Annotated in this window: 17 protein-coding genes; 8 read left to right on the top strand and 9 right to left on the bottom strand. The window is 71.1% G+C overall.

Translation table 11 applies throughout. The features are described from left to right. Nucleotides 1-21 precede the first annotated feature (21 nt). From ACQPZ4_RS45035 to ACQPZ4_RS45025, 3 genes are read left to right on the top strand one after another with little or no spacing between them, the layout of a single operon-like run. On the top strand, nt 22-1,926 hold the full coding sequence (locus tag ACQPZ4_RS45035; RefSeq protein ID WP_433050922.1) for a glycosyltransferase: 1,905 nt from the start codon (nt 22-24) through the stop codon (nt 1,924-1,926). Continuing rightward, nucleotides 1,923-3,743 (top strand): FkbM family methyltransferase, encoded by a 1,821-nt coding sequence (locus tag ACQPZ4_RS45030; RefSeq protein WP_433050919.1) that lies wholly within the window; start codon nt 1,923-1,925, stop codon nt 3,741-3,743. Before ACQPZ4_RS45035 ends, ACQPZ4_RS45030 begins: the two co-directional genes overlap by 4 nt. Then, nucleotides 3,743-5,800 (top strand): glycosyltransferase family 4 protein, encoded by a 2,058-nt coding sequence (locus tag ACQPZ4_RS45025; RefSeq protein WP_433050916.1) that lies wholly within the window; start codon nt 3,743-3,745, stop codon nt 5,798-5,800. The genes ACQPZ4_RS45030 and ACQPZ4_RS45025 overlap by 1 nt, the downstream gene beginning before the upstream one ends. Before the next feature lie 114 nt (nt 5,801-5,914). Here the strand turns inward: ACQPZ4_RS45025 and ACQPZ4_RS45020 are convergent, their stop codons facing one another. From ACQPZ4_RS45020 to ACQPZ4_RS44980, 9 genes are all read right to left on the bottom strand, one after another. Further along, nucleotides 5,915-8,083, bottom strand: coding sequence for a glycosyltransferase (locus ACQPZ4_RS45020; RefSeq protein WP_433050913.1), 2,169 nt, complete (start codon nt 8,081-8,083; stop codon nt 5,915-5,917). A 41-nt stretch (nt 8,084-8,124) separates the two neighbouring features. Beyond that, complete coding sequence (locus ACQPZ4_RS45015; RefSeq protein WP_433050910.1) at nt 8,125-8,454, bottom strand: hypothetical protein; 330 nt, start codon at nt 8,452-8,454, stop codon at nt 8,125-8,127. Further along, nucleotides 8,451-8,837, bottom strand: coding sequence for a flagellar export chaperone FliS (fliS, locus tag ACQPZ4_RS45010; protein ID WP_433050907.1), 387 nt, complete (start codon nt 8,835-8,837; stop codon nt 8,451-8,453). Before fliS ends, ACQPZ4_RS45015 begins: the two co-directional genes overlap by 4 nt. Nucleotides 8,838-8,871: 34 nt before the next feature. Next, nucleotides 8,872-10,239 (bottom strand): flagellar filament capping protein FliD, encoded by a 1,368-nt coding sequence (gene fliD / locus ACQPZ4_RS45005; protein ID WP_433050904.1) that lies wholly within the window; start codon nt 10,237-10,239, stop codon nt 8,872-8,874. A 65-nt stretch (nt 10,240-10,304) separates the two neighbouring features. Then, nucleotides 10,305-11,165, bottom strand: a complete 861-nt coding sequence (locus tag ACQPZ4_RS45000) for a flagellin (protein ID WP_433050901.1) — start codon at nt 11,163-11,165, stop codon at nt 10,305-10,307. 210 nt (nt 11,166-11,375) lie between these two features. Continuing rightward, nucleotides 11,376-12,236 (bottom strand): flagellin, encoded by an 861-nt coding sequence (locus tag ACQPZ4_RS44995; protein WP_433050897.1) that lies wholly within the window; start codon nt 12,234-12,236, stop codon nt 11,376-11,378. Nucleotides 12,237-12,379: 143 nt separating this feature from the next. Further along, nucleotides 12,380-13,234, bottom strand: a complete 855-nt coding sequence (locus ACQPZ4_RS44990; RefSeq protein WP_433050894.1) for a flagellin — start codon at nt 13,232-13,234, stop codon at nt 12,380-12,382. A gap of 94 nt (nt 13,235-13,328) precedes the next feature. After that, nucleotides 13,329-14,180, bottom strand: a complete 852-nt coding sequence (locus ACQPZ4_RS44985; RefSeq protein WP_433050891.1) for a sigma-70 family RNA polymerase sigma factor — start codon at nt 14,178-14,180, stop codon at nt 13,329-13,331. 622 nt (nt 14,181-14,802) lie between these two features. Continuing rightward, complete coding sequence (locus tag ACQPZ4_RS44980) at nt 14,803-15,669, bottom strand: sigma-70 family RNA polymerase sigma factor (RefSeq protein ID WP_433050888.1); 867 nt, start codon at nt 15,667-15,669, stop codon at nt 14,803-14,805. 168 nt (nt 15,670-15,837) lie between these two features. On the opposite strand from ACQPZ4_RS44980, the gene ACQPZ4_RS44975 reads away from it, so the two are divergent. From ACQPZ4_RS44975 to csrA, 5 genes are all read left to right on the top strand, one after another. Then, a complete protein-coding gene (locus ACQPZ4_RS44975) occupies nt 15,838-16,320 on the top strand; it encodes a flagellar protein FlgN (protein ID WP_433050885.1) in 483 nt (160 codons plus the stop codon). Continuing rightward, entirely contained in the window at nt 16,321-17,721 is a 1,401-nt protein-coding gene (gene flgK, locus ACQPZ4_RS44970; protein WP_433050882.1) for a flagellar hook-associated protein FlgK, read from the top strand. Nucleotides 17,722-17,737: 16 nt separating this feature from the next. Then, nucleotides 17,738-18,628 (top strand): flagellar hook-associated protein FlgL, encoded by an 891-nt coding sequence (flgL, locus tag ACQPZ4_RS44965; protein WP_433050879.1) that lies wholly within the window; start codon nt 17,738-17,740, stop codon nt 18,626-18,628. Between the two features lie 35 nt (nt 18,629-18,663). After that, the gene (fliW, locus tag ACQPZ4_RS44960; RefSeq protein WP_433050877.1) at nt 18,664-19,089 is read left to right on the top strand and encodes a flagellar assembly protein FliW; all 426 of its coding nucleotides are present in this window, start codon (nt 18,664-18,666) and stop codon (nt 19,087-19,089) included. A gap of 82 nt (nt 19,090-19,171) precedes the next feature. Beyond that, on the top strand, nt 19,172-19,408 hold the full coding sequence (gene csrA / locus ACQPZ4_RS44955) for a carbon storage regulator CsrA (protein WP_223098070.1): 237 nt from the start codon (nt 19,172-19,174) through the stop codon (nt 19,406-19,408). The last annotated feature ends 10 nt before the right edge of the window (nt 19,409-19,418 follow it).

Raw genomic sequence — 19,418 nt, 5'->3', positions numbered from 1 at the left:
CTGGGTGCCGATGGGGCCGGTGTGCGGAACAACACACGCCGGCCCTGTGCGGCCGTCATCCTCCCCTCGCGCGACTCGATCGCGTATCGGCGCTGCGCCACGCTGGCCCGCCAGGTGGCGGCCCGCGGCTGGGACGTGCTGGCGATCGAGCCGACCCGCGCCCAAGGGCCGGCGGCACTGCGCGAGACGGGCCTGGAACAGGGCGTCAGGCAGTACACGATGGAAGTTCCGGGTCCTGAACCGTTCTTCGGCGACACCCCGTCCGAGCGTCTCCTGGCCGAGCTGCTGGTCGGCCGCGACGTCGACGTCGTGCACGTCCACCTCGCCGGCGAGCTCGCCGACGCCGCCCTGCTGGAGCGCACCTGGCTGCTGGGCCTGCCCCTGGTCGCGAGCGTCCACGCCGGATGGGCGCCGCCGCCCAGCGAGGCCGCGCAGGTGTTCCTCACCGACCAGTTCACCCGGGCCGACCTCGTCTGCGTCGCCGACCACCGCGGCCTGCTGGCCGACTGGCTCGACCCCGGCAGCCCGGTCCTCGACCATTCCAGTCCAGGAGCGGGCAAGGGCTGGGCCGACGTGTACCGCGAACTCGCCGGCGACCTCGAGCCGCCCAAGACCGACCTGTCGCTCGGCGTGGTCATCACCACGTATCAGCGCCCGGCCGCGCTGCACGACTGCCTCGCCGCCCTCTGCGAGCAGACGCTCCCGCGCGAGCGGTTCCACGTCGTGGTCGTCGACGACGGCTCGCCCGAGTCGGCCGAGCTCGTCGTGCTGCCGTTCCTCGACCGGCTCGACCTGACCTTCGTCCGGCTCGACCAGAACGCCGGGCCGGGCGAGGCGCGCAACGTCGGCATCGAGGCGAGCCACGCCGACATCCTGTTCTTCCTCGACGACGACGACGAGCCCGCGCCGCGCTGCCTGGCCGAGCACCTGCGCACGTACGTCGAGCACGGCAACGACGTCGACGCCGTGCTCGGCTGGACCGGGCCGACCGCCGACCGGGCCTGCAGCGTCGAGGCCTGGCTCGCGTTCCGGGGCACCGTGTACCGCAGCCACGAGGGCCTGCGGCACTTCGGCATCGGCGACTGGCACCAGTTCTGGGGCGGCCGCTCCAGCATCCGCCGCTCGGTGCTCGGCGACGCGCGCTTCGAGGTGCCGTTCGCCGAGGACGCCGACCTCGCGTACCGGCTCTCCCGCAAGCCCCGCGGCCTGCGCGTGGTGCACAACCGGCACGCGGTGCAGCGGGTGCGGATCGGCCTCGACCCGGTGTCGCTGATGCGCCGCGCGGGTCGCGTCGGGCAGGCCCGCGCGCACCTGGCCGAGCGCCATCCGGATCTGCGGACGCACCCGGCGTACCGCGGAACCACCTATGAGGCGACGACGCGCAAGGTCGGCCGGCGCACGGACGCGCGCCTGCGCCTCATGACCACCAACCTGCCCTCGACCGTCGAGGACCTGCGCCGGGCGCACGACCCGCACGGCAAGGGCACCCTGCTCGACCGCATGCACCAGGACCTGGTGACGGTCAGCTCGATCGAGGCGAGCCTCGGCTGGCTGCTGGTCACCCGGCGCACCGCCGCCCGCGAGGAGGGCCGGCCGCTGCGGATCGGCATCAGCGCGCTCTCGCCGCTGCTCGACGAGGTCGCCGGCGAGCTGGCCCAGGCCCCGCCGGGCGCGGCCGTGCTCGTGGTCGGGGTCCCGCCCGGGCTCGCGATCACGGCGGCCGACGTCGACGTGCCCTGCGAGTACGAGATGCTCGACGGCCAGGGCGCCGACGACCTGTGGCGGGCGTGCGACCTCGTCGCCTCCTTCGCGCCCGTGGACGGCCACGACCCGGCCCGGCACGGCCTGCCGCTCCCGCGCGGCCCGATCGCCGAGACCCTGCGGCGCCTGCTGAACATCCGCGACCTCGTGGGGAGCTTTCGATGACCGCTGTGCTGGAACGGCTCCTCATCCCGCGGGTGTTCCACCGCCTCGCGCTCGGCGGGCCGCTGTCCGAGCGGGAGCGGGCCCTGGGCGAGACCTGGCGGCAGCACCACCCCGGCTGGGAGCTGCGGCTGTGGACCGAGGCCGACCTGCCGCCGCTTGCCAACCAGGCCCTGTTCGACGCCGCGCCGGCGGGGCAGCGGGACGACATCGCGAAGTACGAGCTGCTGCTGGCCCACGGCGGCGTGTTCATCGGCACCGACATGGAGTGCCTGCGCAGCATCGAGCCGCTGCTGGACGGCGTCGAGGTGTTCTGCGCCCGCGAGGACGGCTTCCGGCTGGCCGACGGCGTCCTCGGCGCGGCCGCGGGTAGCCCGCTCATCGAGGCCGTGGTCGCGGCGCTGCCGAACTCGGTCGGGTGGCGCCCGGGCCGGCCGCGCGACGAGCAGACCGGGGCCGAGCTGCTCACCCGGATCGTGGCCGAGCAGGACGCGCTCGGCCGCGTGACGCCGGCGGTGTTCGGGCCGGAGCTGTTCTACCCGTACCACTGGACGGAGCCGCCCCGCGCGGGCGCGACGTTCCCCTCGGCGTACGCCGTGTGCCACTGGCTCTCCGCTTTTCCTTCCGACATCGCGCCGGCGGCCTCCGTTCCTCCTCCTTCGGTGGTCGCTGCTGAGGCGGCGGTCGACCGGATTCTCGTCACCGTCGACCCCGACCTCGTGGAGTCGGCCGCCGTCGTGCTCGCGGGGGCGATGGAGCTCGCGATGGCCACGCCGGGCATGGAGCTGGGCCTGGTCGTGAAGGGCGTCCCCGAGGTCACCGAGGCCGTCGGCGACGCGATGGCGGGGCTCATGCAGCAGCTGGCCGGCGGGCGGGACATGCCCGAGGTCGTGGTGTACAGCGAGCCGGAGGGCTCATCGCTGTCCGCGAGCGTGCGGCTGGCGATGAGCGACGACCCGGCCACGAACGCCAGGGCTCTGCTGTCGCGTTCGGTCGCGGCTGCCCCTCCCGCTGCTCCGGTTGAAAAGCCCGCTCCACACGGGGGCATGCGCGGCACGTACATCGGCAACAACAGGATGCTCGTCGACGTGGTGTACGGCGCGATGCTCGTCGTGCCCTCCGACGACTACAGCCTCATGCCCTCGCTGGTGACCTGGGGCGCGATCGAGCCGCCGCTGACCAAGTTCCTGGCCGGCGAGATCAAGGCCGGGCAGACCTTCGTGGACGTGGGCGCCAACATCGGGTACTTCACCGTCCTCGCCACCCAGCGCGTGGGCGCGGCCGGGCGGGTCATCGCGTTCGAGGCCAACCCGACGACGGCCGGCATCCTGCGCGACAACCTGGCCGTCAACTGGCTCACCGAGCACAACGTCGAGGTGCGCAACCAGGCCGCGTACTCCGAGAACGGCACCATCGCGTTCAACGCCTCGGCCAGGTGGGTCGGCGACTCCTCGATCCGGCACCGCCCCGAGAACGCGCACCGGCTCGACGAGATCACCCGGCTGAACATCCCGGCCGTGCGGCTGGACGACGCACTGGCCGACGCCGGCACCATCGACATCCTGAAGATCGACATCGAGGGCGGCGAGTACCACGCGTTCCTCGGCATGCAGAACCTCATCCGCCGGCGGCGCATCCGCCGCATCGTGTTCGAGTGGAACGCGGTGATGCTCGGCGAGGAACGCGACCGCTTCGCCGACTTCCTGCGCGGCATCGACGGCCGGCTGTCGGTTCTGGACGCCCAGGCCCGCCCGACGCCGGTCGCGGTGTCCGACCTGGAACGCGTGGCGTTCTACCCGTTCGCCATCATCGATCTCTGATGGGGTTGCGCCTCAAGAACACCGACCCGGCGATCGCCGGCCCGCTGCGACCCGACCTGCCCACGGCGGTGACGGTGGCCCGCCGGCACGAGTTCGCCGCCCGGCACTCGCTGTCGGTCGCGGCCCGGCTGCCCGGCGCGCGCGACCTGCCGCCGGGCCCGCTGCGCCTGTGCTACCTGGCCCCGCGCACCGACGTCGGGGGCGGGGCGCGCATCCTGTTCGAGCACGGCAACCGCCTCACCGCCCAGGGCCACGAGGTGGCGGTCCTGAGCCACTTCCCGCGCCCGGACTGGATCGACGTGCGGGCGCGGTTCGTCCAGGTCCCGTTCGGCGTGGAGCTGACGTCGTCGGTGCCGGCGTGCGACGTGATCGTGTGCGGGTACTGGGACCAGATCCTGGCCGCCCGCGCCCTGGGCCGGGCCGCGGTGGTCCACTTCGAACAGGGCGACTTCCACCTGTTCGAGGAGATCGACCGCGACACGTTCGCCGTCGCGTCCCGCAACCTCGTGGCGGCCGACGCCACGATCACGGTGGGCGGCACGGTAGCGTCGGTCCTGGAGTCCCGCTTCGGCGTCCCGGCGGCCGTGGTCGGCAACGCGGTGGACCGCACGGTCTTCACCCCGTCGGGCCCACCGGCAACGGCCGACCGCCCCTATCTGCTGTTCGTGGGCTGGGACGGCAACGGCTTCAAGGGCATGGACGAAATGCGCCGCGTGTACTCGACGTTGACCGCTTCGGGCCGCCCGCTCGACCTGGTCTGGGTGACCCCGCGCCCGCCCCTGGACCCGCTCGGCCGCGTCGTGGTCTCCCCGGACCAGTCGACGCTGGCCGCCCTGTTCCGCGGCGCCGCGGCGTACGTGTGCTGCTCCCGCTACGAGTCGTTCTCGCTGCCCTGCCTGGAGGCGATGGCCTCGGGCACCCCGGTGGTGGCGACGCGCAACACGGGCGTGCTGGAGTACGCGCGGGACGGCGAAAACGCTTTGCTCGCCGACGTCGGCGACGTGCCCGCGCTGGCCGCGCAGGCCGCGCGCGTGCTGGACGACGCTCCGCTTGCCGCGCGCCTGCGCGAGGGCGGCCTGACCACGGCGGACGCGTACTCCTGGGACGTGATCGTCGGCCGCCTCGAGGCCGCATACCGCGCGGCGGCGGGCGCGTGGACGCCGCCGGAGCTGCCGCCTGGGTGGACGTTCACTTTGGACGGCCTGGCGTTCGCGGACCCGGCGGCGCCGGAGGCGCTACGGCACGTCGCCGCGGCAACGGCGGCGCGCGCGATCGCGGTGCCGGTGTCGTACCCGGCGTTCGAGGGCCACCGCGCCGTGCGCTGGCGCGTGGTAGCCCGCCGAGGCGCGTCGGTCTCTTCGGTCTCTTCGGTCTCTTCGGGCGGCGCGGGCGACGCGTTTCGCGCCGACCTGGCCGCCGCGGGCGCGGGCGCGGACGATGGCGCGGGCGCGGGCGCGGGCGCGGGCTCGGGCTCGGGCGTGTCGATGTCCTCGGGCGACGCGCTCACCGCCGGCCGTGGCGTGTCGATCTCCTCGGGCAGCGCGAGCGCAGCCCGCCGTGGCGTGTCGATTTCCTCGGGCGGCACGAGCGCCGCCGGCCGGGCCGCGCCGATCGCCTCGAACGGCGTGATCGACGCCGACGCGGTCCGCGCCTACCTGCCCGCCGCCGATCTCACCGCGGCGGTCGGTGCGCCGCCGGCCGACGTGCCGTACGCCGCCGCGATGCGCGACTTCGCGGCCGGCCGGATCGAGCCCGCGCTGGACGGCTTCATGACCGTGTTCCAGCGCCCGGGTTCCCGCGCGGAGGCCGGCCGCTGGGTGGTGCTGTGCCTGCTCGAACTGGGCCGCGACGTGGAGGCGGCCGAGCTCGTCTCCGGCGCCGTCCGCGAGTACCCGGACCACAGCGACTACCACTACCTGCAGGCGATGGTCGGCCGGCTCACCGGGCGCCGGGTCGACCGGGACGCCTACGCGGCCGCGATCGGGATGCTCGGGCCGGCCACCCACTACGCCGAATGGTTCGAGGACCCGGCGAGCCTCATCCGCGGGCGCTTCTGAGGGACCCACCTTCCGCGGAAAGCCAGCAGACTCGCCCGTCGGCGGCCTTGGTGGGCTTGTCGTGGTCGTGGAACTCGTCCCCCCACATCAGCCCGCCGTCAACCCGCCGTCACCCTACGCGTCCGCCAGTTCGATGCTTGACGATACGCGCGGCGCCAAGATTCGGATTTCCTCCAGTACACCTGCGGAAAGTTCGTCCGGCACCGCTGTCAAGGCCTCGTTCAACAATGGCAGCGCCGCCTCGTCGTGGAACATCTCCAGGGCGATCGCCGCCGCCAAAGTACGCTCCCGCGGCGTCCGCCGCTCGTCCGCCGACAGGGCCAGAAGCGTGCACTGGTCCGGAAACCCGTGCTGCCGCAGGCGGGCCGACCACTCCATCGCCCGGATCAACGGGACCCGGCGCCCGACCCGGGCGGCCAGTGTCAGCAGGGTCGGCTCACCCGGGTACCGCCGCCACAAAGCCTCCAGCAGCTCGTCCGCCGCCTCCGGGGGCGCCTCGGCCACGCTGAACAGCAGGCCGCGCACGTTCTCGGGCGGGACCAGCTCGGCCACCTCGGCCAGGCTGCCGTCGGCCGCGCCCAGCACCTGGGCCATCCGCGCCACCGGGATCGGGACCTGGCCGTCCTGGAGGGCCTGGCGCAGGTGGTACGCCGCCTCCTGATGCCGGTCCAGCCGGCTCAGCGCGTCGATCTGCAGGCCGGCGAAGCGGCCGCGGCCCACGCCGTAGAGGAGGTCGTTCGCGCCCGACTCGGGCAGTTCGCCGAGGATCTCCAGGGTGCGCTCGTAGTCGCCCTCGGCGAAGCGCAGCTTGACCTCGTGCTCGTTGACCGTGAACGCGGTGTTGGCCACCTTGCGCAGGTCCTCGATCGTCTGGTTGGCGTCGGCCAGGCGGCCCACCGTGACGTACGCGTCGGCCAGGATCTTGAGGAACAGCACCTTGTGGGTGTGCTCCTGGGCCTCCTCCAGCCCGCGCCGCGCCGTTTCGATGCACTCGTCGAAGTGGCCCGAGCCGAGCTGGGAGCGGGCGAGGTTGCCCACCGCGGTCAGCCCGCTGACGTCCTCGGCGGCCAGGGTGGCCAGGCGCAGGTTGCGCTCGGCCTTGTTCTTGAGGGTGCCCCGCAGGCGGGTGTACCCGGAGTGGTCCAGCACCAGGTCCGGCAGCAGCGAGCCGTTCAGCGAGCGGCCGGTGATGCGGTCCATGACCTGCTCGTGCAGCCGGCCGTAGATGCGGCCGTGGGCCCGGCGGAACATGCGCGGGAAGTAGATGGTGCTCGAGCCGGCCCCGCCCTCGTGGCCCTCGCGGTTGTCGATGGTCGCGAAGAAGGCGCTGTTTTCGCTGTACCGCAACGCGTCCCGCACGATCCGCGCGTCCCCCACGAACACCTCGTCCGCGTCCACCCACAGCGCCCAGCGGCCCGAGCAGTGGGTCAGGCAGCGGCTACGGGCGTCGCCGAAGTGGTCGTTCCAGAAGCCCTCGATGACCGTCGCGCCATATTCGCGCGCGATCTCCATGCTGCGGTCGGAGGAGCCGGTGTCGTACACCACGATCTCGTCAGCCAGCTCCCGCAGCGCCGACAGGCAGCGGGGCAGCACGTCCTCCTCGTCCTTGACGATGAGGCTCGCGGTGAGCAGCGGGGCGTCCTCCGGCGGGTCCGGCTGGCGCATGCCGCACGCGGGGGAGCCGACGTGGGCCACGAGCGCGGCGTGCGCGACGACGATGCGGCCCTGGGCGGAGAGCTCGTCGTACGGCTGGTCGATGCTCGGCCCGCCGGCGATCTGCAGCGCGTCGCGGCGCACGGCCACGCACACGGGGCCGAGCCGGTCGACGTCCATGAACTCGTCGCGGTGCTCCTGGCGCCACTCGCGGGCGTAGGCCTTGAAGGCGGCCGCGCTCTCCATCGCCGCCTCGGGCGGGTCGGCCTGCTGCGGGCCGTAGCTGTGCTGCACGCGGGGCCCGGCCGCGACCACCGAGGGGTCGCCGAAGGCCTCCAGCACCGGGTCGAGCCAGTGGGCCGAGAGCACGATGTCGCCGCAGAGGAAGACGACGATCGGGTGCCGCGTCGCCGCGAGCCCGTCGGTCCAGGGCAGCGCGCCGGTCGAGTCGACGACCCGCAGCCAGCTCTGCCCGCGCAGCTCGGCGCGCAGTTCCGGGCGGTCGGCGGGCATCACGCACACGACCTCGTCCCGCATGCCCAGCGTGGGTCGCAGCGACTCGAGGCAGGCGTGGAAGTCGTCGGGGCTGCCCCCGGCGGCGACGATGACGGAGACCGGGATGTGGCTCATGCTCCCCATATCGGTGCGAACGGGGGCTTTTGAAGAGTTTTTCAGGTGCGGTTGTCGAAGTACACCGGCGGCGCCCCGCCCCCGCCGCCCTCGCGCCGGGTGCGGTTGACCAGCCGCGCCTGCTGCCGGTTGCCGGCGATCGCCACCGACAGCTCGCGGGACAGGTCGAGCTGCCGGGCCACCAGCAGGCGGGCCCGGTCGGTCAGCTCGAGCGGCAGCGGCCCGATGTCGCTCGGCGGCACGAACGCGGCCCGCTCGCCCGCCTGCTCGAGCAGATCGCGGTGGCGCAGCATCTGCTCCACCGCGTCCGCCTCGAGCTCCATGTCCGCCAGGGCCGCGGTCCAGGCCGCCGTCCAGTCCGGATTGGTCATTGCCCCTGGGCGGTCACCTGCGCGGCCGCCTCCCGCCACGCGTCGCGCAGCTGCTCGGCGAAGCCCTGCACGGTCTCGACCCGCGCGCGGTCGCCGGCCACGTTGGCCTGGACCAACTCGTTGATCATGAAGCTGTACAGCGAGGCGAGCCCGGGGCCGCCGCTCCACACCGAGGTGTCGAGCGTCGCGCGCAGCTCCATGAGGATCTCCTGGGCGTGGTACACCCGGCTCGAGCTCGTCGGCGTGTCGCCGGCCTCCAGGGCCTGGCCGGCGATCATCAGGTCGAGCACGAGCCGGTCGTACAGCATCACCAGCAGCTGCGCGGGGGGCGCGGTGGCGACGCTGTCGGCGACGTACCGGTTGCGCAGGGCTTGTGTCGTCATGCGATCTCCCAGATCGGCCGGTGGCGTCCGCGGATCAGAGCGCCGCCAGCTGGCCGGACAGCCACGACGACTGGTTCTTCATCGAGCCCAGCGCCGTCTCCATCGCGGTGAACTGCCGCTGCAGCGTCTCCTGGCGCTGCTGCAGCCGGACGTCCCAGTCGCTGATGCGGTCGGTGAGGTCCTTGATCGTGCCGTTGCCGCTGGTGATCAGCTGGGCCAGGGTGCCGGTGTTGACCTGCGTGGCCTTGTCGGCCATGCCGACCATCTTGTCGGCGAACCCGTCCTTGATGCCGTCGCCGTCGGTGTCCGTCGTGCTGTTGAAGTACGACTGCGTCTTGGCGGGGTCGGCGTTGAGCGCGGACACGAACTTGGTCTTGTCGAACGTCAGCTGCCCGTCGCGGGTCAGCTCGATGCCGACGTCCTTGAGGCTGCCCAGCGCGCCCGCACCGCCGGAGACGGTCTGCAGGATGGTGCTCGACAGCTGCTGCATGGACGAGTTGCCGGCCAGCACGCCGCCGGGCACGTCGCCGCTGGCGTTCTTGGTCTGCGCGCCGATCTCGCTCAGCGCCCCGTTGGCCGCGTCGACCATCGCCTGGACCTTGGCCGCGATGCCGTCGGTGTCCTTGGTGACGCCGACCGTGATCGGCGGGTCGGTGTCGCCGCTCTTGGCCTTCGCGGTGATCGTGAGGCCGTCCATGAGGCCCTTGAAGGTGTTCGAGGAGGAGGAGATCTCGAACGTGTTCGTGGTGCCGACGGTCAGGACCGCGTCGGAGCCCTCGGTCGCGGCCACGTCGGCGCCCAGGCCGTCGATGCCGGCGACGCTGAAGGCGGAGGCCGCGCCGGTGTCGTTGGCCGTGAGCTGCAGGGTGTACTTCCCGGGGGCGAGCTGGATCGCGGTGGCCTTCACGCCGAGGTCGCTGGAGCCGTTGATGGCGTCGACCACGCCCTTGAGCGACGTGTCGGTGAGCGCCAGGCTCTTCACCTCGCCGCTCGCCGTGTTCGTGATCGAGATGCTCGACGCGGAGGTGATGCTGTCACTGGTCGCGGCGACCGAGCCCGAGGAGAAGATCCGCGACTCCGACGCCGCCAGCGACTTGACCTTGAAGGTCACCGAGCCGGTCTGGTTGCTGCCGGTCGCGCTCGTCGTGGCCAGGACGGAGTCGGAGCTCGACGTCGCCGTCGCGCCCTTCCACGCCATCGGGTCGTTGAGCGCCTTGGCCGCGGTCAGCAGGCCGCCCATCTTCGTGTTGATCGTCTGGTACGAGCTGACGACCTTCTGCTGCGTGCTGACCTTGGTCTTGAGGGCGGTCTGCGGGGCCGCTTCGACCTGCATCAGCCCGGCGATGACGGACGAGGTCTGCATGCCCGAGACCAGGCCGTCGACGCTAGCGCCAGTGACCATGCGGTACCTCCTGAGGAGAGGCGAGCGGGGAGGAGACCGTGCTCCTCCCCGGACGGTTTGGTGGTTTACCGCAGCAGCGACAGCACGTTCTGTGGTGCCTGGTTGGCCTGGGCCAGCATGCTGGTGCCGGCCTGGGTCAGGATCTGCGAGCGGGTGAACGACACCATTTCCTGGGCCATGTCCGTGTCCCGGATGCGGGACTCGGACGCGGACAGGTTCTCGACGGCGACGTTGAGGTTGTTGATGGTGTGCTCGAAGCGGTTCTGGTACGCACCGAGCTGGGCACGGGCGGTCGAGACGCCCTTGATGGCGGTGTCGATGGCGTCGATCGCCGTCGTACCGGCCGTGGTCAGGTCCAGCGAGCCGACGCCGAGGCCGGCCGAGTCGAACCCGGTCACCGAGGTGATGCTGCCGAAGGCGGCGGTACCCAGGCTGACCGTGATCTGGTCGGAGGCCGAGCCGTTCGCGCCGACCTGGAACGTCCCGACGAACGGGCTGGTCGACGTGTCCAGCAGCTTCTGCCCGCCGAAGGCGGTGGTGTTGGCGATGCGGTCGAGCTCCTGGCCGAGCTGCGAGAACTCGGTCTGCGCCGCGTAGCGGGCATCCGAGTCCTGCGAACCGGTGGAGGCGGCCTGCACGGACAGGTCACGCATGCGCTGGAGGATCGAGTGGGTCTCGGTCAGTGCACCTTCAGCGGTCTGGACGACGGAGATGCCGTCCTGCGCGTTGCGCACGGCGACCTTCAGGCCGCCGATCTGCGAGCGGAGTCCCTCGGAGATGGACAGGCCGGCCGCGTCGTCCGCGGCTCGGTTGATCCGGTACCCCGAAGAGAGTTTCTCCAGTGACTTGCCCATCTGGCTGTCGGTGACCGACAGGTTTCGATAGGCGTTCTGCGCTGCGATGTTGTTGTTGATCCTGAGACCCATGGCGCTCCTCCCTGAGTCCTGAAACCGGCCGTCCGCGGCCTTGGTGTCTGCTTCCTCCGGTCCCATCGGATCGCGCGGTCATCGCTTGAGAGGAAACACACCGGGAGATGGCACCGGGAGATGGCACCGGGAGATGTAGCAGGGCACGGCGCCCTGGCTGGATGCCGTGCCCTGCCGGTGTCCTCCTGGTTCAGGTCAAACCCGTAGGTCCTAGCGCAGCAGCGAGAGGACGTTCTGCGGCGCCTGGTTGGCCTGGGCCAGCATGCTGGTGCCGGCCTGGGTCAGGATCTGCGAGCGGGTGAACGACACCATCTCCTGCGCCATGTCGGTGTCACGGATCCGCGACTCCGACGCGGAGAGGTTCTCCACGGCGACGTTGAGGTTGTTGATGGTGTGCTCGAACCGGTTCTGGTACGCACCCAGGGTGGCACGAGCGGTCGAAACACCCTTGATGGCCGTGTCGATCGCGTCGATCGCCGCGGTTCCGGCGCTCGTCAGGTCGAGGGAACCGACCCCGAGGCCGGCCGAGTCAAACCCGGTCAGCGAAGAGCCACTGCCGAACGCGGCGGTGCTCAGGTTGACCGCGATCTGGTCGGACGACGAACCGTTCGCGCCGACCTGGAACGTGCCCGTGTAGGCACTGCCACCGACGTCGAGCAGCTTCTGGCCGCCGAAGGCGGTGGTGTTGGCGATACGGTCGAGCTCCTGGCCGAGCTGCGAGAACTCGGTCTGGGCGGCCGACCGCGCATCGGAGTCCTGGGAACCCGTGGAGGCAGCCTGAACGGACAGGTCACGCATACGCTGCAGGATGGAGTGCGTCTCGGTGAGAGCACCTTCAGCGGTCTGCACGACCGAGATGCCGTCCTGCGCGTTGCGCACCGCGACCTTCAGGCCGCCGATCTGGGACCGGAGACCCTCGCTGATGGAGAGGCCCGCGGCGTCGTCGGCCGCACGGTTGATCCGGTAACCCGACGACAGCTTCTCCAGCGACTTGCTCATCTGGCTGTCCGTCACCGACAGGTTCCGGTAGGCGTTCTGAGCAGCGATGTTGTTGTTAATGCGAAGACCCACGATCTTCCTCCTTGAGTCGGGTCAGGCCGGTCCATCCGTGGTCCGGTCGCTCATCACATCGGCACGATCCCGTGCCACTAAAGGGTTTTGCCGAAAAATCAGGGCCGGCCCCGTTGGCGGGGGCCGGCCCGGGTGGTCAGGGACTAGCGCAGCAGGGACAGGACGTTCTGCGGCGCCTGGTTGGCCTGGGCCAGCATGCTGGTGCCGGCCTGGGTCAGGATCTGCGAGCGGGTGAAGGACACCATCTCCTGGGCCATGTCGGTGTCGCGGATGCGCGACTCCGACGCGGACAGGTTCTCCACCGCGACGTTGAGGTTGTTGATGGTGTGCTCGAAGCGGTTCTGGTACGCACCGAGCGTCGCCCGAGCGGTCGACACGCCCTTGATGGCCTGGTCGATCGCGTCGATCGCGGCGGTGCCGGAGGTGGTCAGGTCGAGCGAGCCGACGCCCAGGCCGGTCGAGTCGAAGCCGGACAGGCTCGAGGTGCCGAACGCGGAACCGAGGTTAACGGCGATCTGGTCCGACGAGGACCCGTTCGCGCCGACCTGGAAGGTGCCCGTGTACGCCGAGGCGCCGCTCTGCAGCAGCTTCTGCCCGCCGAACGCGGTGGTCGAGGCGATCCGGTCGAGCTCCTGGCCCAGCTGGGAGAACTCGGTCTGCGCGGCGGCGCGCGCGTCGGAGTCCTGCGAACCGGTGGAGGCGGCCTGCACGGACAGGTCGCGCATGCGCTGCAGGATCGAGTGGGTCTCGGTCAGCGCGCCTTCAGCGGTCTGCACGACCGAGATGCCGTCCTGCGCGTTGCGCACCGCGACCTTCAGGCCGCCGATCTGGGAACGCAGGCCCTCGGAGATGGACAGGCCGGCCGCGTCATCGGCGGCGCGGTTGATCCGGTAGCCGGACGACAGCTTCTCCAGCGACTTGCTCTGCTGGCTGTCGGTGATCGACAGGTTCCGGTAGGCGTTCTGGGCGGCGATGTTGTTGTTGATGCGAAGACCCATGATGACTCCTCCATGAATTGGGTCGAACTCCGCGGGCCGTCCTTGGCTCGCTCGCTTGGAACATCGGCGTTTCCGCCGGTCACTCAAGGGTTTGCTAGAACTTTTTCGGTACTCCGAGATGGTTGGTCAGGGCCAGGCGCGCGCTCAGGTCGCCCTGCGCGGCGATGTTCGCGTAGAACGCCTCGCGCCGGCGCGCCACGCACCCCTTGTCGCGCGCGGCCGCCACGAGGTGCGGGTCGAGGTGGTTGTTGAGCCCGTCGCGCAGCAGCACCAGCGCCTCCGCGCGCAGCTGGCTGACGCGGGACTCGGTGACGCCGATCTCCGCGGCGATGTCGCTCATCGGGCGCTCGTCGAAGAAGTACGCCTGGACCACCTTGCGCAGCCGGTCGGGCAGCGCGGTGACGGCCTGGTGGAGGTACCCGATGCGCTCCCGGTGCAGGATCAGCTCCTCGGGGCCGGCGGCGCGCTCGGGGACGAGGTCCTCGGCGGTGCCGGCGGTGAAGCCCTGCAGGGACAGTACGACCGCGCGTTGCACGTCCTCGTCGATGCTCTTGAGCTCGCCGACGGCGACCCCGAGCGACTGGGCCAGCTCGGCCTGGCTCGGGGCGCGGCCGAGCGCCGCGGTCAGCTCCTGCTGGGCGGTCTCGACCTTTCTGGCCCTGGTACGCACGGATCGGCTCGCCCAGTCCAGCCCGCGCAGCTCGTCCAGCAGCGCGCCGCGGATCCGCGTGGTCGCGAAGCTGCCGAACGGGATCAGGCGTGCGGGGTCGAACGAGCGCGCCGCGCCGGCGAGGGCGGCCATGCCGGCCGAGACGAGGTCCTCCCGCGAGACGTGCGAGGGGAGGCGGCCGAGCATCTCGCGTACGAGGTGGCCGACGAGCGGAAGGTGACTGCGCACGAGCTCCTCTCGCTCGGCGCTGGTCGTCTTGATGGCAGTGGAGGTCACGGCAACCTTCTTCGTGGCAGGAAGTCCGGTCTCTCTCAGCCTCTGTCACTTTGGGTACACAACCGGTCTCTCTCGGTTGCGAAGTGGTTGTCGTTGCCGGGACGCCCGAGGGCGGGGCGGCATCCCTGCGCGCCCCGCCTCCGGGTTTGTCCCTGGACCTCCGTGTCCCGCGTCGTTCCGGCATCCCTGCCACGCGTTCGGGCGTCCGTGCCCGTGTGCCGGCATCCGTGCCCTGGTGCTCGCAACTGCGGCGTCCGTGCCTGTGTGCGGGCGTCCGTGCCCTGGTGCTTGCAACTGCGGCGTCCGTGCCTGTGTGCTGGCATCCGTGCCCTGGTGCTTGCAACTGCGGCGTCCGTGCCCGTACGTCGGCCTCCGTGCCGTCACCGGTGGTGCTGCGCGTCCGTGCCTGGGCGTCCATGCCTGGTCCGTGGTGCTCCTACCGCCCCCGAGTCCGTTCGGGTCGCGGCTTTGCAGCGAGTTCGTCCGTCGCCTCCGGGCTTTCCGTGGCGACTCGCTGCGGGCTCATGAAAATCCGGCCGCAAAATGCCCGCATACCGGATAGATCACCTGTCGGGGTATAAGTCCGAAATGTCGCGGCGCGCCAGCGCCCGACATTTCGCGATCAAGCCGCGCGCGGAAGCCCCAGCGGCGTCGTGACCGACAGGCGGGCGGTGAGGTCGCCCTGGGCGGCGATGTTCGCGTAGTACGCCTCGCGGCGGCGCGCGACGCAGCCGCCGGCGGCCGGGCCGTGCAGCATCTCCGGGTCGAGGTGGTTGTTCAGCCCGTCGCGCAGCAGCACCAGCGCCTCCGCGCGCAGCTGGCTGATCCGCGACTCGGTGACGCCCAGCTCGTCGGCGATGTCGTTCATCGGGCGCTCCTCGAAGAAGTACGCCGTGACGACCGTGCGCAGCCGCTCGGGGAGCGCGTTGATGGCCTGGTGGAGGTACCCGATGCGCTCCCGGTGCAGGATGAGGTCCTCGGGGCCGGCGGCCCGCTCGGGGACCAGTTCCTCGGCCGAGCCGGCGGTGAAGCCCTGCAGCGACAGTACGACCGCGCGCTGCACGTCCTCGTCGATGGTCTTGAGCTCGTCGACCGCGACGCCCATCGCCTCGGCCAGCTCCTGCTGGGTCGGGGTGCGGCCCAGCCGGCCGGTCAGCTCCTGCTGCACCGTCTCGACCTTGCGCGCCCGGGCCCGCACCGAGCGGCTGGCCCAGTCCAGGCCGCGCAGCTCGTCGAGCAGGGCGCCGCGGATGCGGCTGGTGGCGAAGCTGCCGAAGGGGATGCCGCGGCTCGGGTCGAAGGAGCGCCCGGCGCCGGCGAGCGCCGCCATGCCCGCGGAGATGAGGTCCTCGCGCGACACGTGGGCCGGGAGCCGGCCGAGCATCTCGCGGACCAGGTGACCCACGAGCGGGAGATGGGCGCGCACCTGGGCGTCCAGCTCCGAGGGGCTCAGGGCGGTGGCGGCGGGGGCTTCGGCGGTGGTGGTCACGGCAACCTCTTCGTGGCAGGAGTTGGTTGGTCGAGAACCAGATTCGCCAGCCACGGGTGCGCGCCCGGGTGACGCAAAGTTGCGAACCGGTTGTGCTCAAGCCGGACATGGAAATGCCGAACTACGGGGCGAACACGGCACCGGTGTGCATGAGGAGAGGCGGAGCGGATGGGGCTGGCGGATCTCGCGAGCATCCTGTGGCGGGAGCGCGAGATGCTGGAGCTGCTGCTGTTCAAGCTGGAGGAGGAGCAGCTCGTGCTGGCCTCCGGCCGGACGCGCTGGCTCGCCCATGCCACCCGCGAGGTCGAGGTGGTGCTGGAGGAGATCCGGCGCACCGAGGTCGTGCGGGCCGCCGAGGTCGAGGCGATCGGGCAGGAGTTCGGGCTGGGCCCCAACCCGAGCCTGAGCGCGCTGGCCGAGGCCGCCCCGCCCCCGTGGAACGACCTGCTCAACCAGCACCGCAAGGCGTTCCTGACGGTCACCGCCGAGGTGCACGCGCTCGCCGAGGCCAACCGCGACCTGCTCACCACCGGGGCCCGGGCCGCGCGCGAGACGATGCTCGCGGTCGTGGGATCCGTGGAGACGTACGGGCGCAAGGGCCAGACCGTCGCGGCCGCCGCCCGTACCCGGCTGATTGACGAGGCGATGTAGATGAGCACCTTCTCCGGCCTGAACACGGCCCTGTCCGCCCTCTACGCCCAGCGCCGCGCCCTCGACCTGACCGGGCAGAACATCGCCAACGCCAACACCGACGGGTACTCCCGCCAGCGCGTGGAGCTCTCGCCCGTCGAGGCGGTCACCAAGCCGGCCTTCTGGTCCAAGAGCGACGGCGTCGGCGACGGGGTGCGCATCACCGACGTCACCCGGCTGCACGACGAGTTCATGTCGAACCGCACGCGCACGGAGCGCGGGCTGAACGAGTACCTGCAGGCGCAGGGCACCGTGTTCGCCAACGTCGAGCAGACCCTGGGCGAGCCCAGCGACACCGGCCTGCAGTCGCAGCTGGCCGACTACTGGAACGCGTGGTCCGACGTGGCCAACCGGCCCGGCGACCTCTCGGCCCGCACCCAGCTGCTGTCGCGGGCCAACACCGTCGCCGACACGATGGGCACCACCCGGCAGAACCTGGACAACCTCTTCGGCGAGACCCGCGAGGCCCTGGACGCCGACATCGCCGTGGTGAATCAGACCTCCGGCGGCATCGCCGACCTCAACGCCCGCATCGCGCTGGCCCGCAACGCCAACATGCCGACCAACGAGCTGTCCGACCAGCGCGACCAGCTCGTGCTGAAGCTCTCGGAGATGACCGGGGCGACGGGCCGGCTCAACGAGAACGGCACCATGGACGTCTCGCTCGGCGGCAACATGCTGGTGCAGGGCGACACCGCGCGGAACCTGCAGGCCGTCGGCAGCACGACCGTCGACGGGATCGCGGTCGCCCCGGTGCAGGTGCAGTTCGCCGACAACGGCAGCGCGGCCGGGATCACCTCGGGCAAGGTCGCCTCGGGCCTGGAGGCGCTGACCACGACCATCCCCGGCACCGTGGCCGGCCTGGACAGCGTGGCCAGCACGCTCATCACCACGGTGAACGCGCAGCACGCGCAGGGCTTCGACATCAGCACCGACCCGGGCACGGGCGCGCTGAGCCCGCAGGCCGGCGGCGCGTTCTTCACCGGCAGCAGCGCCAAGGACATCCAGGTCGCGATCACCGACCCGACGAAGATCGCCGCCTCCAGCACCGCGACCACGCCGTACCAGGGCGACAACGCCAACGCCATGGCGGCGCTGGCCAAGGACCCGCAGGGCGCGGACACGCAGTACCGCAACTTCGTGGTCGACATCGGGATCCAGGCGCAGACGGTCAACCGCCGCGCCCAGGCCCAGCAGGTCATCTCCGACGACGTCACGTCCGCCGAGCAGGCGGAGTCCGGCGTCAGCCTCGACGAGGAGATGACCAACATGCTGCAGTTCCAGCGGGCGTACGAGGCCGCCGCCAAGGTGATCAGCGTCGTCGACACCACCCTCGACACGCTGATCAACATGAAGAGGTAACAGGAGGAGGGAACGGATGCCCGGCTTCCGCGTCACCGAGCGGTCGGTGGCCACGAACACCCTGGCCAACCTGCAGCTCAACCTGCAGAAGAACCAGGACCTGCAGAACCAGCTGTCCAGCGGCAAGCAGATCACCAAGGCGTCGGACTCGCCCGGCGGCGCGGTCATCGCCATGCAGACCCGCAGCGACATGGCGACGCTCAACCAGTACTCACGCAACGGCGATGACGGGATGGGCTGGTTGAACCAGGCCGACACGGCGCTCACCAGCGCCTCGACGCAGCTCAACCGGGCCCGCGAGCTCGTGCTGACCGGCCTGTCCAGCGGCTCCGCCGGCAGCTCGCAGGCCCGCGAGGCGATCGCGCTGGAGGTCGACAACCTGCGTGGCTCGATGCTCGACCTGGCCAACACGCAGTACCTGGACCGGCCGATCTTCGGGGGCACCACCTCCGGCGACATCGCCTTCGACACCAACGGCAACTACGTCGGCGACACGGGCTCGGTGAACCGCACGATCGGCGCGAACGCCAGTGTGCGCGTGGACACCGACGCCTCCTCGGTGTTCGGCTCCGGCACCGGCAACGTGTTCAACACGCTGCAGAAGATCGCCGACGATCTGCGCAACAACCCGGCCGCGCTGCAGGACGACCTCGCCGATATCGACACGGCGCAGAAACGGGTGCAGACGGGGCTTTCGGGCGTTGGATCCCGATACAATCAGGTTTCACAAATGCAGCAGGCCGCGGACAACCGGGTGCTCGACCTGAGGACCCAGCTGTCCGACGTCGAGGACATCGACCTGCCGAAGACCATCACCGAGCTGTCCCTGCAGCAGACCGCATACCAGGCGGCGCTGGCCGCGACCGCGAAGGTCATCCAGCCGTCGCTGGTGGATTTCCTGCGGTAGCCCGTACGGCGGCTCCAGTTCATCGTGAGGAATCTATGAGCGTCGCGACCGTTGACAGCCCCGGGGAGACGACCACGCTTCCGGTGATCGACTTTGTCGCGCCGATTCCCGGTTTCCCCGAGGACCGCCGCTTCGTGCTGGTGCGCCTCGACGACGCCGGCGTGCTGTACTCGCTCAAGTCCGTCGACTCCGACGGCCTGCGCTTCCTCGTCGTCCCGCCGACGCAGTTCTTCCCGGACTACGAGGCCGAGATCGACGACGAGACGCTGGCCACGCTCGGCGTCAGCGACCCGACCGACCTGGTCGTGCTGCTCGTGGTGACCGCGGGGGAGGCGGGGGCCGAGGACGCCACGGCCAACCTCATGGCGCCGATCGTGCTCGACCAGCGCACGCGCCGCGCGGTACAGCTGATCCTCAGCCACACCGGGCTCCCGGTCCGGCAGAAGCTGATGGTCGCCTGAACGGGGCTGCGCGGCGCTTTCCGGCCCGGCGGACCCGGCAAATCGGGTACTGTTCGCCTATCGCCCATGGAGGGAGCGGCTTGTGCTCGTCCTGACCCGACGGCCCGGTGAAAGCGTGATGGTCGGTGACGACGTCGTCGTCACCGTGCTCGACGTGCGCGGTGACGTGGTGCGCCTGGGCATCAAGGCGCCCCGCAGCATCCAGGTCCACCGCGAAGAGGTGTACCGCGAGCTGCAGAAGGCCAACCGCGAAGCCGCATCGCCCAGCGACGTGGCCGTGCGCGCCCTCAGCCGGATGCTGCGCACCGAACCCAAGTAGCAACACGATC

Source organism: Dactylosporangium sp. CS-033363, assembly GCF_050942475.1.
Classification (GTDB): Bacteria; Actinomycetota; Actinomycetes; order Mycobacteriales; family Micromonosporaceae; genus Dactylosporangium.
Note: the sequence above shows the minus strand (reverse complement) of the source record. Positions and strands in the feature narration are given on the sequence as shown.

Excerpts from the sequence above, each read along its gene's own strand:
- fliD (WP_433050904.1), bottom strand. The coding sequence starts at position 10,239 with ATGGTCACTGGCGCTAGCGTCGACGGCCTGGTCTCGGGCATGCAGACC.
- flgL (WP_433050879.1), top strand. The coding sequence starts at position 17,738 with ATGCCCGGCTTCCGCGTCACCGAGCGGTCGGTGGCCACGAACACCCTG.
- ACQPZ4_RS44990 (WP_433050894.1), bottom strand. The coding sequence starts at position 13,234 with ATGGGTCTTCGCATCAACAACAACATCGCCGCCCAGAACGCCTACCGG.
- ACQPZ4_RS45030 (WP_433050919.1), top strand. The coding sequence starts at position 1,923 with ATGACCGCTGTGCTGGAACGGCTCCTCATCCCGCGGGTGTTCCACCGC.
- ACQPZ4_RS45025 (WP_433050916.1), top strand. The coding sequence starts at position 3,743 with ATGGGGTTGCGCCTCAAGAACACCGACCCGGCGATCGCCGGCCCGCTG.
- ACQPZ4_RS44975 (WP_433050885.1), top strand. The coding sequence starts at position 15,838 with ATGGGGCTGGCGGATCTCGCGAGCATCCTGTGGCGGGAGCGCGAGATG.
- fliS (WP_433050907.1), bottom strand. The coding sequence starts at position 8,837 with ATGACGACACAAGCCCTGCGCAACCGGTACGTCGCCGACAGCGTCGCC.
- flgK (WP_433050882.1), top strand. The coding sequence starts at position 16,321 with ATGAGCACCTTCTCCGGCCTGAACACGGCCCTGTCCGCCCTCTACGCC.
- fliW (WP_433050877.1), top strand. The coding sequence starts at position 18,664 with ATGAGCGTCGCGACCGTTGACAGCCCCGGGGAGACGACCACGCTTCCG.
- ACQPZ4_RS45000 (WP_433050901.1), bottom strand. The coding sequence starts at position 11,165 with ATGGGTCTCAGGATCAACAACAACATCGCAGCGCAGAACGCCTATCGA.
- ACQPZ4_RS45020 (WP_433050913.1), bottom strand. The coding sequence starts at position 8,083 with ATGAGCCACATCCCGGTCTCCGTCATCGTCGCCGCCGGGGGCAGCCCC.
- ACQPZ4_RS45015 (WP_433050910.1), bottom strand. The coding sequence starts at position 8,454 with ATGACCAATCCGGACTGGACGGCGGCCTGGACCGCGGCCCTGGCGGAC.